The 18,011-nt window shown below is 31.7% G+C and carries 14 protein-coding genes; 12 read left to right on the forward strand and 2 right to left on the reverse strand.

Annotation, left to right across the window (positions count from 1 at the left end; genetic code table 11):
- Positions 1-10: 10 nt before the first annotated feature.
- From ACO6OL_RS01210 to ACO6OL_RS01225, 4 genes are all read left to right on the forward strand, one after another.
- Complete coding sequence (locus ACO6OL_RS01210) at positions 11-5,671, forward strand: collagen-flanked surface repeat-containing protein (RefSeq protein ID WP_485501844.1); 5,661 nt, start codon at positions 11-13, stop codon at positions 5,669-5,671.
- 466 nt (positions 5,672-6,137) lie between these two features.
- Positions 6,138-6,497 (forward strand): VanZ family protein, encoded by a 360-nt coding sequence (locus ACO6OL_RS01215; RefSeq protein WP_485501920.1) that lies wholly within the window; start codon positions 6,138-6,140, stop codon positions 6,495-6,497.
- Between the two features lie 97 nt (positions 6,498-6,594).
- Positions 6,595-7,269, forward strand: coding sequence for a response regulator transcription factor (locus ACO6OL_RS01220; RefSeq protein WP_314160019.1), 675 nt, complete (start codon positions 6,595-6,597; stop codon positions 7,267-7,269).
- Positions 7,270-7,276: 7 nt separating this feature from the next.
- Complete coding sequence (locus ACO6OL_RS01225; protein WP_314160018.1) at positions 7,277-7,543, forward strand: UPF0223 family protein; 267 nt, start codon at positions 7,277-7,279, stop codon at positions 7,541-7,543.
- On the opposite strand, the gene ACO6OL_RS01230 is transcribed toward ACO6OL_RS01225, so the two are convergent.
- Together ACO6OL_RS01230 and ACO6OL_RS01235 are read right to left on the reverse strand one after the other, a co-directional pair.
- Entirely contained in the window at positions 7,540-8,316 is a 777-nt protein-coding gene (locus tag ACO6OL_RS01230; RefSeq protein WP_485501845.1) for a class I SAM-dependent methyltransferase, read from the reverse strand. The genes ACO6OL_RS01225 and ACO6OL_RS01230 overlap by 4 nt on opposite strands.
- Positions 8,291-8,857 (reverse strand): 5-formyltetrahydrofolate cyclo-ligase, encoded by a 567-nt coding sequence (locus ACO6OL_RS01235; protein WP_485501846.1) that lies wholly within the window; start codon positions 8,855-8,857, stop codon positions 8,291-8,293. The genes ACO6OL_RS01230 and ACO6OL_RS01235 overlap by 26 nt, the downstream gene beginning before the upstream one ends.
- A 496-nt stretch (positions 8,858-9,353) precedes the next feature.
- Between ACO6OL_RS01235 and ACO6OL_RS01240 the strand changes: the two genes are divergently transcribed.
- From ACO6OL_RS01240 to guaB, 8 genes are all read left to right on the forward strand, one after another.
- Positions 9,354-10,571: an ABC transporter ATP-binding protein gene (locus ACO6OL_RS01240; protein ID WP_314160015.1), complete on the forward strand. Its 1,218-nt coding sequence runs from the start codon at positions 9,354-9,356 to the stop codon at positions 10,569-10,571.
- A complete protein-coding gene (locus tag ACO6OL_RS01245; RefSeq protein WP_314160014.1) occupies positions 10,571-11,392 on the forward strand; it encodes an ABC transporter permease in 822 nt (273 codons plus the stop codon). The genes ACO6OL_RS01240 and ACO6OL_RS01245 overlap by 1 nt, the downstream gene beginning before the upstream one ends.
- A gap of 28 nt (positions 11,393-11,420) precedes the next feature.
- Positions 11,421-12,599, forward strand: coding sequence for a helix-turn-helix transcriptional regulator (locus ACO6OL_RS01250; RefSeq protein ID WP_314160013.1), 1,179 nt, complete (start codon positions 11,421-11,423; stop codon positions 12,597-12,599).
- 165 nt (positions 12,600-12,764) lie between these two features.
- On the forward strand, positions 12,765-13,538 hold the full coding sequence (locus ACO6OL_RS01255; RefSeq protein WP_314160012.1) for a type III pantothenate kinase: 774 nt from the start codon (positions 12,765-12,767) through the stop codon (positions 13,536-13,538).
- A 115-nt stretch (positions 13,539-13,653) separates the two neighbouring features.
- Positions 13,654-14,199, forward strand: coding sequence for an LOG family protein (locus ACO6OL_RS01260; protein WP_314160011.1), 546 nt, complete (start codon positions 13,654-13,656; stop codon positions 14,197-14,199).
- Between the two features lie 201 nt (positions 14,200-14,400).
- Entirely contained in the window at positions 14,401-15,276 is an 876-nt protein-coding gene (gene hslO / locus ACO6OL_RS01265) for an Hsp33 family molecular chaperone HslO (protein WP_485501847.1), read from the forward strand.
- A 108-nt stretch (positions 15,277-15,384) separates the two neighbouring features.
- Positions 15,385-15,975 carry a xanthine phosphoribosyltransferase gene (locus ACO6OL_RS01270; RefSeq protein WP_371454344.1) on the forward strand — a complete coding sequence of 197 codons (591 nt, stop codon included), beginning with the start codon at positions 15,385-15,387 and terminating at the stop codon, positions 15,973-15,975.
- Positions 15,976-15,992: 17 nt separating this feature from the next.
- Positions 15,993-17,456 carry an IMP dehydrogenase gene (gene guaB / locus ACO6OL_RS01275; protein ID WP_485501848.1) on the forward strand — a complete coding sequence of 488 codons (1,464 nt, stop codon included), beginning with the start codon at positions 15,993-15,995 and terminating at the stop codon, positions 17,454-17,456.
- The last annotated feature ends 555 nt before the right edge of the window (positions 17,457-18,011 follow it).

Raw genomic sequence — 18,011 nt, forward strand, 5'->3', positions numbered from 1 at the left:
GGGGACCGAAGTGGCTAGCAAAGAGTCTCTTAATCCACCTGTTGTTGATGTTAAACCTTTGGATATAGATTTACTGAAAAATAAGGAGCAAGAGGGAAGTTTGCCGACTGCTGAGAATGCAGTTTCTACTAGAACGAAAAAAGTAGTAGAAAATACCGCTTCGACAAATATTGGAAAAACATTACCAAAAGAAAAAGAGGCTGAAAAATCTACAGAAATAAAAGAAAAAGAGATTGAGAAGTCTTCAGAAAAGAAAGAAAAAGAAGATAAAAAATCTTTAGAAACAAAAGAAGTTCAAGAAGCTAAGGATACTTTATCGAATAGACTTTTGGAATCTAAGGCAGTTAGCCAAGAAACTGAAAAATATTTAGCTGGAAAAGATGTTAGTGCAGAAGTTAGAGCTAAGCTGACAAAAAATTTAGAAAATTCTAAGCAGGAAGAAAATAAAGTACAACAACTTTTAACAAAAGATAAAGCGACTCTAGAAGAATTAAATAATGGTGTGCGAACTTTAGAAGAGGCTCTTGAGGTATTATATTTAGAGCTTAGACGAGCAGGGCATTCAGGGAAAGTTAGTTATAGGTTGGATGCGGAGACGACTTCAACGCCGACAGCATTTAATCCAATGTCTAAAACAATATATTCATATTTAGCTAATGAATCTACTAATGTAGAATTCTCAGTATCAAGAGAATTTGTTAATTCACTGAAAGATGAGAATCAATATTACAGTGATTATGATGTTGTTCGAGAGTTTGCACTGAATGAGGATGCTCAAAAATTAGGTTTTAAAAGGGTTTATGACTATTATCCTAATTTTATAGCTGAAATAAGCAATACTATAGAACCCGGTACTTATCACCCTGGTTTTATATTTAAAGGTAAAGAGTATACAACAGAACTAGTAGTGAAATCGGTTAATGAATTACCTTATATCACTGTCGAAAATGAGTCTGGTTATCGTACTGTTACCAAAGATGGTCGTGAAATAACACTAAGTTATAAAACTGGAACTAGCCGTATAGATCCTAAAGAAGGAGTTGAACTAACTCAAGGGGCTAAAGATCTAGGGTTAACTTACGATTCTACCAATCAAAGAATTTCAGGGAAAATAACTCTAGATAAGACTGTTAAGGAAGGGACTTATAATATTGGTTTAGTTTCTAAAGACGGTCAATATGAAAAGAGTATACCTCTAACTATTAGAAATCCTGGAACTTTTGAAATAAATACATACAGGAGCTCTCCTTATGTTTTATCTCCTAGTGCTGCAGATGCTTCAGGAGGTAATTTGGTTATTCCTACAACAACCTTTGGTTATGCTATAGGTTATGATAGTGAAAATGTCGATCATTATGATTCTAAAATCTATAATTCTTATTTTGAATACCACAATTATTTAAGAGATTCATACGCTAGAAGAACAATTAAGGATGCTAAAAAAGATACTCTTCATTATTATACTGAATTTGGATTGCGTTTTATGGATAGTTCTGTTCCTCGGGATAAGGTTAGGATTGATAAGTTTGAACGATTAGATAAAAATCCTGATGTAGCATATGAACTAGTTGATATTTCTAAATTTGAATCTCATAATTGGGATGCTCGTTCTTCTGAGATAGGTGAAAATCCTTATCGAGTAAGATTTACAAAACTTCCTAAACAGCAAGAAAACTTTATAATTAAGTTTAAAACGACGGATAGTTTTGGAACTGAAAAAATATTCACGGTGCCTGTTAGAACTCAGGAACGTGCGGTAGCTAATAATATGAGTGATAGATTGAATTATTACTTGACTCATGCAGATGTACTACTTAAAGCAGATAAACTTTATCAAGTTGAAAATCCTATTCCAGTCGCAGTTGAAAAAAAATCAGAAACTCAAGAGCTTGGTGACTTAATATTAAATAAAGAAAATGCAGAGTTAATAAATATAACGGCTCCCGAAGGAATTACAATTACAAGAAGAACAGATGACCCAACTAAATACAAGATTACAAAAGAAAATGGGGTAATCTTACCTGTCGGTGTTCATAAGATTACAGCGAAAGCTAAGGATGGACATTATGGAGAAGATGCTCCAGTACGAGAATTTACTTTCGAAGTAATGGATGGACTAAATGCCATTGGTGATCAGACTTGGACCGAAGGTCAAACAATTCCAAATATTCCTGTTTCAATGATAAATGGAAGTAAGATTACGAATTTAACGGTTGAATCAGAGGGAGACTATATCCAGCTAAGCCCTAATGCGGATAATACAGGGATAGTAGGATACGCTTTAAAGAAAACAGATAAACCTCAAACAGCTTATGTTACTGCTACGTATATGAATAATGCAGGTGAAAGTCGTCAGATTAAGACGAAGTTTACTTATGAGGTAAATGCTTCACCAGTAACGGATTTATCTTTAGAGATTTCTAATGATAAACAAACGGTATCAGAAGGAACTAAATTTGCTGATATGGTGATAACAGCTACAGAAGGGGCTACAGTCACAGTTGATTCTACTAAGTTGCCGGAAGGAATAAAATATGACGGAAATAGTAAGACTTTATCAGGAACTGGGCAGTATGAAGGACGTTATTTTATACCGGTAACGGCTACTAAAGATAATAAGTCAATCACTAAGATAGTAGACCTTACAGTAACTCCAGGAAGTTTTAATGTTCCAACAGCTAATTACACTTATACGGCAGGAGAACCAATTCCACCGATTACTCTTAAACTACCTGCAAATACGACTGTAAGTTCAGTCGGAGGATGGTTACCAAATGGTTTAAGTTGGTCTGCTGACAGAAAAACAATCACAGGTACTCCGACTCAAGTAGGGACTTTCCAAGTGTATGGCTATGTTAATAGAACCACTGCAGGTGGTACAAATCAATCGACATATGCGTATGTGAACATCACAGTAAAAAGTATACCATTAAACTTTTCTATTCCTGATAATAGAAAAGAAGTGAAAGCTTTAGATGAACTTCCTCCTATTAAGTTACAAGCTGATGGAGCATTGTTAACAATTACTTCTGGGGAGCTTCCTCCAGGTGTAAACTATGATGCTGAGACAAAAACTGTTTCAGGAACACCAACAAAAGTAGGGACTTATACGGCAACATTTACAGCAACAAGTCCAACGATTAGTGGAAATTCAACAGCGAGCGCAACATTAACGATAAATGTAACGTCACGTGATTTAAGTGTTGATGTTAAGAATAAGGAACAAGAGAAGACAGTTCTAACTGCTATAGACAATGTAGTTTTAACTTCTTCAGATGCTAAAGCAAGATTAGATGTTGATACAAGTCAATTACCGCCGGGAGTTACTTATGATGTTGCAAGTAGAACAATTTCTGGAACACCATCTAAAATTGGAGAATACTTAATTCCATATAAGGCTACTTTCCCAGAAATGGCAGAGTCTCCAGTAGATGGGGGACATATTAAAATTAATGTTCGTCCACTTCCTGTAACTATTAATGTTACAGAAAATGAGCAAACTATTCGACTTGGTGAGACTATTAAAAGTATGGTTGTTTCGCACAGTGAACATTCAGATTTAGGTGCTCGTTATCTAAGTGTGGATTTACCAGAAAGAGATATAAACTCTTACCTTGAATCAACAGCAGGATTGAATTATAATGCTGCAACGCATACAATTACAGGAACTCCAACCAAGCCTGGAACATATATAATTCGCTTGAAAGCAACGCTAGATTCTGAATTGTTAGGTAAAGGAACTTCAAATGATAGTGCAGAAGCAACTATTATTCTAAAAGTAGTAGATGACCCAGTGTCATTAGATATCAAAAATGATCGTCAAATGATTGCGCTAGGAAAAACAATTCGACAGATTACGTTTGGAATACCAGCAGATGCTACATTAATGGTTGATAAGACCAAACTTCCAGAGGGTGTAACGTATGATGAAGCAAGTAAGACTATTTCAGGAACACCGACAGTAGCTGGAGCATTTGATATCCCGGTAACAGTGACAAATGCGGGTAAAACTAAGTCAATTACAAAAGACATTACAATCGATGTTGTAGACTTAACGCCACCAACGCCGACAGTAACAGTGGAAGAAAACAATGATGGAACTCATACAATTACGATTTCACAACCGAATGGACAACCTGTCGAAACAATTATCAAAAATGGTAAAGATGGAGAAACTCCAAAAGTCAAAGTAGATCGCGATGAAACTAAGAAAGAAACGACATTAACGTTCTATAGTGATAAGAATGCAAATAACCAGTTTGACGAAGGAACAGATACAGTTCTAGGAACATCTGTAATTAAAGATGGTCAAGACGGAGCAGTTGGAGCTAAAGGTGACAAGGGTGACGCTGGAGCAGCCGGACGTGATGGAAAAGATATTCTAAATGGAACAAGTACACCAGAAGCACAAGATGGAAAAGATGGGGATACATTCATCAATACAACAACAGGAGATGTACTTGTTAAGAAAGATGGAGAATGGAAACCAGCAGGAAACCTTAAAGGGGTTAAAGGCGACAAAGGAGAAACAGGAGCCGCTGGACCGAAAGGTGACAAAGGAGACAATGGAAAAGACGGATTCACACCGACAGTTAGTATTGTAACAAATTCAGATGGAAGTCATACAATTTCAATTACTCAGCCAGATGGAAAAGAACCAATTACAACAACTGTCAAAAATGGAGAAAACGGAAAAGATGGTCGAGCACCAAGAGTTGAATTAAAACCAATTTATCCAGCACAACCTAGAAGTGCAAGAAGAGCAAGAAGTGTGGATTCTACTCCAACATTGCAACCAACAGCTAAACCAATTGGGGTTCATATTACTGTTTATTATGACAATGATAATAGCTTAACATATACTACTGGAGATACTTTAATTAGTGAAGAGACTATCTATAATGGAGTAGATGGACGAGATGGTATTGATGGTAAATCAGCTACAATTGAAACAAAAGAAAATCAAGGTGGAACATATACAATCACTATTATAAATCCAGATGGAACAAAACGAGAAATCATTGTGAAAAATGGACAAGATGGAAAATCTCCAACAATTGAAACAAAAGAAAATACCGATGGAAGTCGCGCTATTGTTATTACAAATCCAGATGGAACGAAACAGGAATTCGTAGTGAAGAATGGAAAAGACGGACGCGACGGAAAAGACGGAATCGATGGTAAGTCGGCTACGGTTGAGGTGAAAGAGAATTCAGACGGAACGCATATGTTAGTAATCACAAATTCAGACGGAACTAAGCAAGAATTCGTAGTGAAGAACGGAAAAGACGGTCGCGACGGAAAAGATGGTAATTGTACTTGTAGTGATAAACCAGTGCCGCCACACGAGGACAAACCGGAAAAACCGAAAGGTGATAAACCAGAAACACCACGTGAGGATAAACCGGAAGACCCGAAAGGTGATAGACCAGAAACACCACGTGAAGATAAACTGGAAGAACCAAAAGGCGACAAACCTCAAGTTCCAAGTGTGACACCTCAAATTCCAATGAAAACTCCAGAACAATTATTACCTACTATAGACGGTATTAAAGTGGATGGTAGTAAAGGAATGTTAGCTAAGACAGGTGAAGGGGAAACTGATACTTCAGTCTTCATAGGAAGTACGGTGTTACTTGCACTTTACTTACTTAGAAGAAAAGAAAATTAAAATAACTTGTTAGTGGAATATAATTGATATTTATTAATCAGATTTAGTAAGGTTCGCTACTAGGTTGTAGTATTTCGCAAACATATTACTAAGTTATTAGGGGGGCGACTCTGTTAAATTGATTTTTTCGAAATCATATTTAAAGAATCGTCCTCTATCTTTTCGCATAATAGATAAAATTATAATAGAGGTATTGATGAAATTTCTTACATTCTATGAAATTAAATTTCCATTTATAATAAAAAATAATAATTTTCATCATATGAGTAATTTAGAGAAAATATTATGTTTTTTAGCTGTTTGGAAAAAAAATAAAAGTAATTTTTCGCTTATTTTACTTACAAATATTACCATTAATTTGAATAATGTGGTATTATAGAAAGTAGGAAAAAAATATTAAAATAAATACTAAGGAGAAATTATTATTAAACTTTTATATAAGAAATACTTTTCATTAATAATATTAATTTTAGTTTGTACAGTGATATTTTTATTCTCTAGCCAAGCTGGTGCGGAATCATCGAAGATTTCTAATGATTTAATCATAAGAAAGTTAGGTCATTTTAGCGAATATATGGTTTTAGGATTTTTCTTGTTTTGCTATTTATCGAATTTATTCATAGAGAAAAATAAGATGAGAGATTTCAAAAAAACTGTTATATTTAGTTTTTTATTTTCTGTTCTTTATGCCTCAAGCGATGAATTTCATCAAACTTTTGTGGTAGGAAGAGATGGAAATATCGTTGATGTATTAATAGATAGTAGCGGTGCTTTAGTAGGAATATTATTGTCTAGTATTGTATATTCTCTTATAATAAAAAAATAGTAAAAAATATTGTAGTTTTTAGTTGTATTTTTTTTTGAAAAGTTATAAAATAAGAAGCTAGATAGATTAAATAGAAAAATATAAGGAGGAGTTACTGATGCTTAGAGCACTTATTGTAGAAGATGACAAATTATTAGCTGCGTCATTAAAGGCTGCGATTGCAGAAAAATTTGATGCGGACGTTTGTTATAATGGATTAGATGGACAAAAACTTGTTGATGAAAATAGATATGATTTTGTAATAGCTGATAGTATTTTACCTGGAATGGGTGGAATTGATTTACTGGATTATATTCGTGAAGAAAAAGAGCTGAAAACACCAGTGATTGTAATAACTATAGCAGAATCAACTGACGAAAAGGCTAGAGTTATGAAGCATAGAGTAACAGAATATCTACCACGTGTAGCAGATGCTTCTCTTTTGCTGACGACTATGTCAAATTTACTTCAACGTGAAAGCAATTTAAAAGGTGAAAATGAAATCACTTATAATGATTTAGTACTAGATCTTAAAAATGAATTGGTGTCTTCTAGCGAAGGGACGCTTGATACAATTAAAGGGAAATACCTTGAACTATTATCATTCTTTGTAATTAATAATAACATCGTACTTGAAAAAGAAGAAATATTTGATCGAGTGTGGGGTGTTGATTCAGAAACAACTATAAACGCTATCGAAGTTTATATTTCAGGATTAAGAAAAGAACTACGAAAAATTGGTTATGATAAGAACTTAAGAACAGTTCGAGGTGTTGGATATACATTTGAGTAGGTAGCGTATGGAATTTAACTATCCAATAGATTATATATTATATAATACAGATGAGATAACTATTATTATTAAATTTTTAGATTTAATAGAAGAATGTTATTTATCAGGAGTGGAATTAGCAGAGTTTAAAGCTACATACAAAGACTTTAAGAGTGTAGTTCGCGCTAAATCTGAGGAAAATTCATTATATCGTGATTTTAAAGAAATTACTGGATATGATGGTTATCAGGCGGTAAAAGAAATGAAAAATGAAAAACCAAAAATTAAGCTTTAATGCTTGATTTTTGGTTTTTTGTCTATATTTAGGAATCCAAAATGGAATTTAGTGTTTTTTCTTACGATTCTAGTGAAATTATATTTTTCAAATATGTTGTCTTTGAAGTGAGCTTTAATAATTATTTTGTCTTTTCCGACACGAGTGGCTTCTTGCAAGAATTCTTCGTAAGGGAAGGTTGTATCGGCAAGGGGTGTTATCCCGTCTAGATTATTAGATTCAGTTATATCATGTGAAAACATTGGATCAAAGTATATTATATCGAATGCATTATCAGGAGTTCTTTTTAAATAATCTATGCAATCGTAGTTATGAGTTGTAATTTTTCTCATAGCTTTGTTTATTTCTTCATTAGGAGATATATAATTTTTAAGTCCGGTACTTGTTATTAGGTGTATAATCTTATTTTTCTCAATAGAAGTAACATTGTGTCCATAATAACTTAGTAGAATACTGTCACCTGCAAGCCCCATCGTACAATCTAGAACACTTTGTTTTTCTTTACTAATTATCTCAACTAAAGGTTCATTGTCCGAATTTTTTATTTTTAATACAGTTGTATCTAAGTGAAAGAAAAATTCTGAATCATTTTCGAAATAACTAAGTTTGTTTTTATAAATAACTATTACACCTCTTACGGTTTCTAGTAATTGTTTAATAGTTGTTTTATTTCTTTTGATATAGTTTAAATTTAATTCATTAGCTAGTTTTTGTGCTTGGTTATTTAATTCTAGGGTGGTTTTTACACTAGTTGTTATTATTATATCTTTCATTGATTATTAATGTTTGCTCCTCTGTTATTATAATATCCACTTTTTTATCATGTTTCTCAGTAGGGATTTTTTCTTGAAGTAATTTATCATAAGATAAACCGATGCTAGTTTTATGTTTATTTGTCGCGAAATATTTATCGTAATAACCTTTACCGTAGCCAAGTCGATAACCCTTTTTGTCAAACACTATAGAAGGTGTAATTACTAAATCAATCTCCTCATTGTAGTAAGTGGTACTAGTAGGTTCTAGTATTCCAAAATGCCCTGGAGCTAAATCATCTATAGATGTAATATGTACTAGATTCATTGTTTTGTTATCAATTTTTGGTACAAAAATTTGTTTTTTATTTATCCATTTTTTTATAAATGGTAAGGTTGCGATTTCGCTGCCAAAACCAACGAAGATAAATACTTTCTCAGCAGATTCGAATAATTGATTTTTTTCAAGATTTGAAAAAATTTTAGATGATGCATCACTTCTATATTTCTCTGTTAGCTTATTTCGTTCTATAATAAATTTTTTTCTAAGTTCTTTTTTCATAATAATTTCACCTCAATTTATATTATATCATAAATTTAAATGTAATTTAGATTTGATTATAGTATAGGTTATTAATAAGGTTATGTAAATGAAAAAAAGTACATTATATCTGTAATAATAAATTTTATAGTTTAGCATTTCAGAAAGTTAATATAAAAACAAATATAGATTTTAGTGATAATTAAACTTATAACAAGGTTGCAAATGTTATATATTAATTTTTAGAATTTTTATAATAATGTATGTACAAGTATAATCAAAATTTTAAGAAAATATAAATAAATGAAAATGTTATTGATATTGTTATATAGGGATTTCAAATTTTTATAAGAAAAAGGGAATTATATAAATAGAAAAATCTTAAATTCTGGTTTGTAATATGTAAAGAAAGAAAGTAGTAAAATAAAAAATAATTATTCATTATTTAATGGAAATAATAGTATAAATATGATATAATATAAAAGAAAATTTATGAGAAAGGAATCTTCTACAAATAATGACAAATTCAGAAAAAAATAAAGACATATTAAGTAGTGATGAATTGGGAAGAAATAGTAAAAAATCTGAGGATTACGCAAGTTTACTTGAAAAAATTAGAAAACAAGTAGATATAGAAAATTCTTCTACTTACACTAGAAAGACAAGTGATGTGCAGAAAAATCATGAAGAGACGGTAATAATGCCTTCAGTTAAAGAAGAAGTAGATGTTTATGCAGAAACGGTAGTATTAGATAGAAATGAGCTAGTGCATGCTGTTGAAAAAGAACAAGTAAGAGAAGTAAAAAAAGAAGAAGTGGAAGAAAATCCAGTAGTTCTTGAAGTTTTAGGATTGAAAAAGCGTATTGGCTTAAAAACAATTGTTGAGGATATCACTTTTGACATGCACGAAGGTGAAATTATTGGATTATTAGGTCCTAACGGTAGTGGTAAGACTACAATAATGAGAATGATGGTTGGATTAACTAAAGTGTCAAAAGGAGATATTTATTGCTTTGAGAAACCTTTAGGTTTAGGTAAGACTACTATGCTTAAAGAAGTTGGAGCGATGATTGAAACACCTGAGTTTTATAACTATATGTCGGGGTGGTCTAACTTAAAACAAAGTGCCCGCGTTTGTGGTAAAAAAGTAACAAGAGCACGAATGAAAGAGTTAGTAGAATTCGTTGGACTGAAAAAAGTTATAAGAAAAAAAGTTAAAACTTATTCTCTAGGTATGCGCCAACGATTAGGATTAGCTCAAGCGTTACTTAATGATCCTAAAATTTTAATCCTTGATGAACCAGTAAATGGTTTAGATCCGCAAGGAGTGCAAGACTTCCGTAATAAACTTAAAGAAATTGCAGCAACAGGAGTTTCAATATTAATTTCATCTCACTTATTGGATGAAATCGAAAAAGTTTGTGATAGAGTTATCGTAATAGAAAAAGGTAAAATCATAGCAGATGACAAATTAGAAAATCTTGTAGCAGATGAGATTATTAAAACATTAATAACAACTTACGATGTAGAAAAAACGGAAAGATTAGTAAGAGAACTAGGTGTTAAATATGAGTTAACTAAGGATGGCTTTGTATTTGAAAATCTTGACCGTGAGGGAAAAGCTCGTATTATTACATATCTAGTTAATAATAATGTAGAATTAGATACAATTCGTGAATTACATACATCATTAGAGGATCGATTCCTACAAATTACAGGAGGGGAGAGAAAATAATGAAATTACTAATAAATGAATTTATAAAAGATTATAAAAAGAAAACTACGTGGCTATATTTCTTACTATCATTTGGGATTATTTTACTAAATAGTTACTTTACAAAAAGACAGTTTGAAGATGGTATTGATGCGGTGAAAATATTAAGTGGAATAACAGTAGTTTCAGCTGCACTTGCTTTGGTATTCTCACTAATTATGTTAGCTAATAATCTATCTCAAGAGTATTCAAAAGGAACTATTAAATTCTTATACACAAAACCAAAATCACGTTCTGCAATACTTACTGCGAAAATAGTTTTAGCATTTATCAACTACATTATTTTCTTAGTAGTAGGAACAGTATTTGACTTTTTAACAAAATACTATGTGTTTTTTGATAGAAAAGTAGGTTTAAACCACTTGAAGGATACTATAGAAGAAGGGTATTTTGGTAGAACAGTTGCTAAACAACTAATCATTACGAATTTAGCAGATTTAGCGGTGTTTATCTTCTTTGTTGCTATGGTTGTATTAGTTTGTGTAGTATTTAAAACACAAATTTTATCACTAGTATTAGTAATGCTGTCACTTTTAGGAACTGGATTAATACAAGGTCTAACAGTCTTTGCTGTTACAAAGTATTCATGGGCTAAATACCACATGTTTGATGTTCCATTATTTAGTGATTACTATAAAGATGAAGCAGCTCGAAATGCTGTAAGGGAAGTATTTAAGTTTGATAATGCGAATGCATTAATTATCATGCTAGTAGCATATAGTGTTGTATTCTTTACAATTTCATATATTGTAAATGCAAGACGAGATATTACAATAGATTAAAATTAAAAGTTGTTAGGAGGTAGGTAAAATGAGAAGTTCATTTAAAAAAATTGAGAGAATTAAGGATATTTTAGATTTAAATGGAGATGTATTGACTTATAAATATACTGATGAAGAAATCCGCTTTAACTTAGGAGAAGAGCAATTAAGTAGTATTTTCAGTAGATTTATTAAGAGAAATTTACCAAAAATTAAAGAAGGATTACATTCAGGTAAATTGGTAAAATGTCAAAGTGGATTGGGGATTTCATGTTTATTTATACCAAGTGAAAATGAAGAAGAATTCTATTTAATCACTCCATTTTTAGAGTATTTAATACCGACGAAACTATTCCAAGAATCATTAACTAAATATGGTGCAAGTATTAGTGAATTAATTCGTGATGTATATTTTTCATTGCCAATCACACCAAGAAAGAAATTCAACTATTTAATAGAATTATTAGTAGAAAGTGAAGATGTAGACTTCTTAGATGCAATTGTCTTAATAGAAGATTCAAGTGTAAAAAATGTAAGAAGAACGGCTTCTAGAAAAAATACATATTTAAACGGAATTTTAGAGAGTGAGGTTAAGTTTAAACATGAAATCTTAGAAGCTGTAGTAGATGGGAATATTTCTCGTGTAAATATGCTGTTCGATCTTCGTCAAAGAAATCACGGAGTAGAAGAAAATCATATTGAACAAGGTGTTAATGTTCGTCGTAGAAAATCATATAATATGAATGATTTATTACGCTATGCTTTAGAACAACATAATGATGATTATTTAGGTATTGAAGAATTATGGGTTAAGATTAAAAATAAACTTGATAACTACGATTTATCAGAAGACGTTATTAGAAGCTATTGCTTACTTGTAGATAGAAATAAATACAAAGACAAACAGGCTGTAGTGCGTAACTGTATAGCATATATTAATGACCGTATTTCAGAAAAAATCAGTTTAGATAATGTAAGTGATTATCTAGGTGTGAATAAGAGTTATCTATCTTCAATTTTTAACAAAGATATGGGGATTAGTATTGTAGATTATATTCATGATAAACGTATTTCTAACGCTTGTTATTTATTAGCGAATACTGATTTTTCAATTTCAGAAGTAGCTGATTATATTGGATATTTTGATACAAGTTACTTCATTAGAATATTCAAAACTCTAGTGAAAATGACACCACTTAAATATAGAGAATCGTTATCAAGAAGATAATAGAAAAAAAGATTGTTGGCTAAAAGGGTAGTCAACAATCTTTTTTTAATTTTGCCAGTAGTTTAATTTATTGACTCTAATATATTTGTATTTTACTATTTGCATTAGAATAATTGTGGTATAATATAATCATTCTTAAAATAAGTTAATCATAGGAGATTGTAGATGATTTTTGCATTAGATGTTGGAAATACGAATATTGTACTGGGAGTATTTGGTAGTAATTATAAGATGCTTCATTCTTGGCGCATCGCCACAGATAATACCAAAACTGAAGATGAACTTTATGTTATTATTCGAAATTTCTTCATTGATAAAGGGATAAAGTTTGAAGATTTTGATGGCGTAGTTATCTCAAGTGTTGTTCCAAAGATGATGTTTGCTCTAGAACTACTGAGTAAAAAATATTTTGAAAAAGAACCGGTTATTGTTTCAGCGGAAATTAATACCGGAATAAAAGTTCCGGAACCTTATAGTAGTAAGCTAGGGGCGGATCGTGTTGTTGATATCGTTGGTGCGAAAGTTAGTTCGTATTTGCCTGCTATTGTAGTTGATTTTGGAACGGCGACGACTTTTGATTGTGTAGATGAAGATATGAATTACCGTGGTGGAATTATTTGTCCAGGAATGAATATTAGTGCTGAAGCATTGTATTCAAGAGCTGCTAAGTTACCAAGAGTAGAATTTGAAGCTGTAAATTCTTCTTTAGGCTTAGATACAACTAGTCAGATGCAAGCGGGATTATTCTATGGTTTCTTGGGTCAATTTGAAAATATTATTAAGCATCTGAAACAAGATTTAGATAAAGATTATAAAGTAGTGTTAACAGGTGGTTTATCTAAATTTATAGCCAAATATAGTGATGTAGTTGACGTAGTTGATGAAGAGTTAACGCTAAAAGGTATTATTGAATTATATAAAATGAATAAAGAAAAATAATAATTATTAATACTTTCTATATATTAAGGATTTACCACTTTGTTTTGGAAGGTAAATCTTTTACATGAAATAAATAAAGATAACTCATCAGATATTTAAAAGGAGGCTAGTAATAATGAAAATTACTGTTTTTTGTGGAGCTAATAATGGTAGAAATGAAGCATATAAAGAAAATGCTATTGAACTGGGTAAATGGATTGCTGATAACAACTACACGCTAGTTTACGGTGGTGGTAAAGTAGGTTTGATGGGTGTTATAGCTGATACTGTATTAGAAAATAATAGTGAAGTTATTGGTATAATGCCTCAATTTTTAGTAGATAGAGAAATTAGTCACACTGGTATTAATGAGTTTATTATTGTTGATGATATGTCTGTAAGGAAGGATAAGCTTGTTGATTTAGGTGATATATTTGTTGCTCTGCCAGGAGGTCCTGGAACATTAGAAGAAATCTCACAGGTAATTTCATGGGTTCGAGTAGGAAAAAAAGATGCCCCGTGTATTTTAATGAATGTTGATGGATATTATGATTTTCTGGAACAATACTTTGATAAGATGGTTGAAGAAGGATTTTTAACTAAAGAAGATAGAGAAAGAACATTATTTACTGATAGTGTAGCTGAGATGAATGAGTTTATTAGAAATTATAATAATAAATAAGAGAAGATGTAGTTAAGTTAGCGAGGTTGACCCAAAAGTAGTAAATTTTAAAAAAGTGACTCAACAAAATCTTGTTTTTTAAGAAATCACGATTTTTGAGTCGCTTCTATGAAATAAATAGACAATAATAGAAATTAAATGTATAATAGAAAATCGTAAGAAATTTATAGAAGTATAAGAATTTGAAAGGAATTAATTTTAATGAAAGATTATTTAATTAGAGGATTAGCCTTTAATGATGAAATTAGATTTTTTGTGACAAAAACTACAGATTTAGTAGAAGAAATTAGACAAAGACACGATGCGTATCCAACGGCAATTGCAGCAGTAGGACGTACTGCTACGGTTACTACTATGATGGGAGCTATGCTTAAGAGTGGAGATAGAATTGATGTAGCTGTACGTGGAGATGGACCTGTAGGAACTATATACGCTTCATCAAATGAACTTGGGGAAACTACAGCATACGCAAAAAATATGCAAGTTCATATTCCGAGTAATGCACAAGGAAAACTTGATGTAAAAGGAGTAGTAGGTAGTGGGAATATCACAGTAGTGCGTGATTTAGGATTAAATGAAAAGTATACAACTACCTCACCGATAGTATCAGGAGAAATTGCAGAAGACTTCACATACTACTTTGCTGCTAGTGAGCAAGTGCCTTCAGCAGTATCTTTAGGGGTATTAGTAGAAACTGACAATTCTGTAATAGCTGCAGGTGGATTTATTCTACAAGTACTTCCGAATGCCACTAATGAAACTATAACTAAGATTGAAAAAGCAATTAGCAATATTAAGCCTATTTCTACGCTTATTCATGAAGGGAAAACGCCTGAAGAAATTGCGAATATTATCTTTGGTGGAGAAGAAAACTACCGTATCTTACATAAGAATGACGTTGAGTTCAAATGTACATGTTCTAAAGAGCGCTATGCTGATGCTTTGGTAACATTAGGTAAAGAAGAGTTGGCAGATATCGCTAAACAAGAGACAACAGAATTAGTTTGTGCATTTTGTAAAGAAAAATATCATTTTTCTCAAAATGAAATAACTGACTTATTAGACAATTTAAAATAATATTATGAATAAAGAGCCTTAATGAATAACATTTCATTAGGCTCTTGAATTTTCAATGAAAGTTTGGTATCATAAATAAAATTACTCAAAGTTTATATAGGAGGAGTTATGGAATTACTAAGAGAAATGGTTATTACCGATGGTAAAGTTTATGATAATAATGTCCTTAAAGTTGATTCATTTTTAAACCATCAAATCGATGCTGGTTTAATGATGAAAATGGCAGAATCTTTTTACGAGTATTTTAAAAAAGAGAAAATAACGAAGATTTTGACAATTGAGGCAAGTGGTATTGCACCAGCTATTATGGTTGCTAATTTATTTAAAGTACCGATGGTGTTTGCTAAAAAGAGTAAGCCATCTACTTTGAAAAATAACGATGTGTATACTGCAGAAGTTCATAGCTATACTAAAAATATAACTAATACTATAGTAGTTTCTGAAAAATTCATTAATAAAGATGATAAAGTTCTTATAGTCGATGATTTCCTTGCTAATGGGCAAGCTACTCTAGGACTTATGGAAATAGTAGAACAAGCTGGGGCTGAAACTGTAGGTGTCGGCATTCTAGTAGAGAAAAGTTTCCAAGATGGTAGAAAATTATTAGACGAGAGAAATGTAAATGTTTGTTCTTTATGTAGAATTGCTTCTCTTGAGAATAATGAAGTTAAATTTAATATATCTGATGATGAAAAATAAGAAAGGATTTTAATAAAATGTGGGAAAATAAATTTCAAAAAGAAGGTTTAACATTTGATGACGTACTTTTAGTACCAGCAAAAAGTGACATCTTACCTAAGAAGGTTGATTTAAAAGTTAGTTTAACGGAGAAAATCAAATTATCAGTACCTGTTATTTCTGCTGCAATGGACACAGTAACAGAACACAAAATGGCAATAGCGATGGCACGTGAAGGTGGTCTTGGTGTTATTCACAAAAATATGAGCATTGAAGAACAAGCTGAAGAAGTAAGAAAAGTTAAACGTTCAGAAAGTGGAGTAATAACTGATCCTTTCTTCCTTACACCAGATAGCTTAGTATATGAAGCAGAAGAGTTAATGCAACAATACAGAATTTCAGGTGTACCTATAGTAAATAATGAAAAAGATATGAAAGTAGTAGGGATCATCACTAACCGTGATATGAGATTTTTAACTGATTTCGACATTAAAATTAGTGAAGTAATGACTAAAGAGCATCTTATTACTGCTCCAGAGAAAACTACTTTAGAAGAGGCCAGTGAAATCTTACGTAGCCACAAAATTGAGAAATTAATCTTAACTAATGAAGAAGGAAAATTAACAGGATTAATTACAATTAAAGACATTGAAAAATTAGCAAAATATCCTAACTCAGCAAAAGATGCTAAAGGACGTTTATTAGTAGCTGGATCTGTTGGAATTACAAACGATACAGTTGAACGTGTAGATGCTTTAGTAGCGGCTGGTGTAGATGCTATTGTAGTAGATACAGCTCACGGACACTCTAAAGGTGTATTAGATGCTGTTAAAACATTAAGAACTAACTATCCTAATTTAGATATCATTGCAGGTAACGTTGCAACTGGAGAAGCTGCTCGTGATTTATTCGAAGCAGGAGCAGATGTTGTTAAAGTTGGTATCGGACCTGGGTCAATCTGTACTACTCGTGTAGTTGCAGGGGTAGGGGTACCACAAATAACTGCTATTTATGACTGTGCGACAGTAGCTCGTGAATTAGGAAAAACAATCATCGCTGATGGTGGAATTAAATATACTGGAGACGTAGTAAAAGCTATCGCAGCTGGTGGACATGCCGTAATGTTAGGATCTATGTTTGCAGGTTGTGAAGAATCACCAGGTGAATTAGAAATCTTCCAAGGTAGAACATTTAAAGCATACCGTGGAATGGGATCAATTTCTGCAATGGAAAAAGGATCTAAAGACCGTTACTTCCAAGAAGATGGTAAAAAATTAGTTCCAGAAGGAATTGAAGGACGTACACCTTATAAAGGTGCTGTTTCTGAAACAATTTACCAAATCATCGGAGGATTACGTGCAGGCATGGGTTACACAGGTTCACGTGATTTACGTGCACTTCGTGAAAATTCACAATTTGTTCGTATGACAGGTGCAGGATTAATCGAATCTCATCCACACGATGTTCAAATTACAAAAGAAAGTCCAAACTACTCTAAATAAAAGAATGCATAAGAAAATGGCTGACCCAAAAGCTCTAAATTTTAAAAAAGTGTATATTATAACTCATAGACGCAGTGGTTTATTGATATCTAAATGCGCTTTATAAAAGCTTTTTAGATATCTAATAACCTGTGCGGGGGTGACTCGACAAAATCGATTTCTATGAAATCACGATTTTTGAGTCACTCCCTTTTTTGCTTTTAGTCTAAATACGTGTCACCAGGAATGTTTTTTAATAAGGTAATAGGTAGTGAAAGAATCACACAAAGAATGTAGAGAGTATTTTATCGTTTAGATTTATTTTTAATTTCGACTTATTCGCTATAGATATAGATATTTTTATTTATTTTCTAGATAAAATTATAAAAAAAAATTTGAACTTTTCTACGCTTTTTTATAAATTTATATAAGAGTTAATATGAGTAATTTGATAAAAATTAGATTTTAGTAAATTCATTACTGCAAGTACTGTTTAGATTTATATTTCTCACTTGTTAACTTATCGTGTTTTATATTTTGATATTTCATAGTAATCTTATTCGATTTTTTGAGAAA

The sequence above is a fragment of the Gemella sp. genome, assembly GCF_057272915.1.

Bases quoted from the DNA above. Each gene is read 5' to 3' on its own strand.
- ACO6OL_RS01220 (WP_314160019.1), top strand. From the start codon at position 6,595: ATGCTTAGAGCACTTATTGTAGAAGATGACAAATTATTAGCTGCGTCA.
- ACO6OL_RS01225 (WP_314160018.1), top strand. From the start codon at position 7,277: ATGGAATTTAACTATCCAATAGATTATATATTATATAATACAGATGAG.
- ACO6OL_RS01230 (WP_485501845.1), bottom strand. From the start codon at position 8,316: ATGAAAGATATAATAATAACAACTAGTGTAAAAACCACCCTAGAATTA.
- ACO6OL_RS01235 (WP_485501846.1), bottom strand. From the start codon at position 8,857: ATGAAAAAAGAACTTAGAAAAAAATTTATTATAGAACGAAATAAGCTA.
- ACO6OL_RS01240 (WP_314160015.1), top strand. From the start codon at position 9,354: ATGACAAATTCAGAAAAAAATAAAGACATATTAAGTAGTGATGAATTG.
- ACO6OL_RS01245 (WP_314160014.1), top strand. From the start codon at position 10,571: ATGAAATTACTAATAAATGAATTTATAAAAGATTATAAAAAGAAAACT.
- ACO6OL_RS01250 (WP_314160013.1), top strand. From the start codon at position 11,421: ATGAGAAGTTCATTTAAAAAAATTGAGAGAATTAAGGATATTTTAGAT.
- ACO6OL_RS01255 (WP_314160012.1), top strand. From the start codon at position 12,765: ATGATTTTTGCATTAGATGTTGGAAATACGAATATTGTACTGGGAGTA.
- ACO6OL_RS01260 (WP_314160011.1), top strand. From the start codon at position 13,654: ATGAAAATTACTGTTTTTTGTGGAGCTAATAATGGTAGAAATGAAGCA.
- hslO (WP_485501847.1), top strand. From the start codon at position 14,401: ATGAAAGATTATTTAATTAGAGGATTAGCCTTTAATGATGAAATTAGA.
- ACO6OL_RS01270 (WP_371454344.1), top strand. From the start codon at position 15,385: ATGGAATTACTAAGAGAAATGGTTATTACCGATGGTAAAGTTTATGAT.
- guaB (WP_485501848.1), top strand. From the start codon at position 15,993: ATGTGGGAAAATAAATTTCAAAAAGAAGGTTTAACATTTGATGACGTA.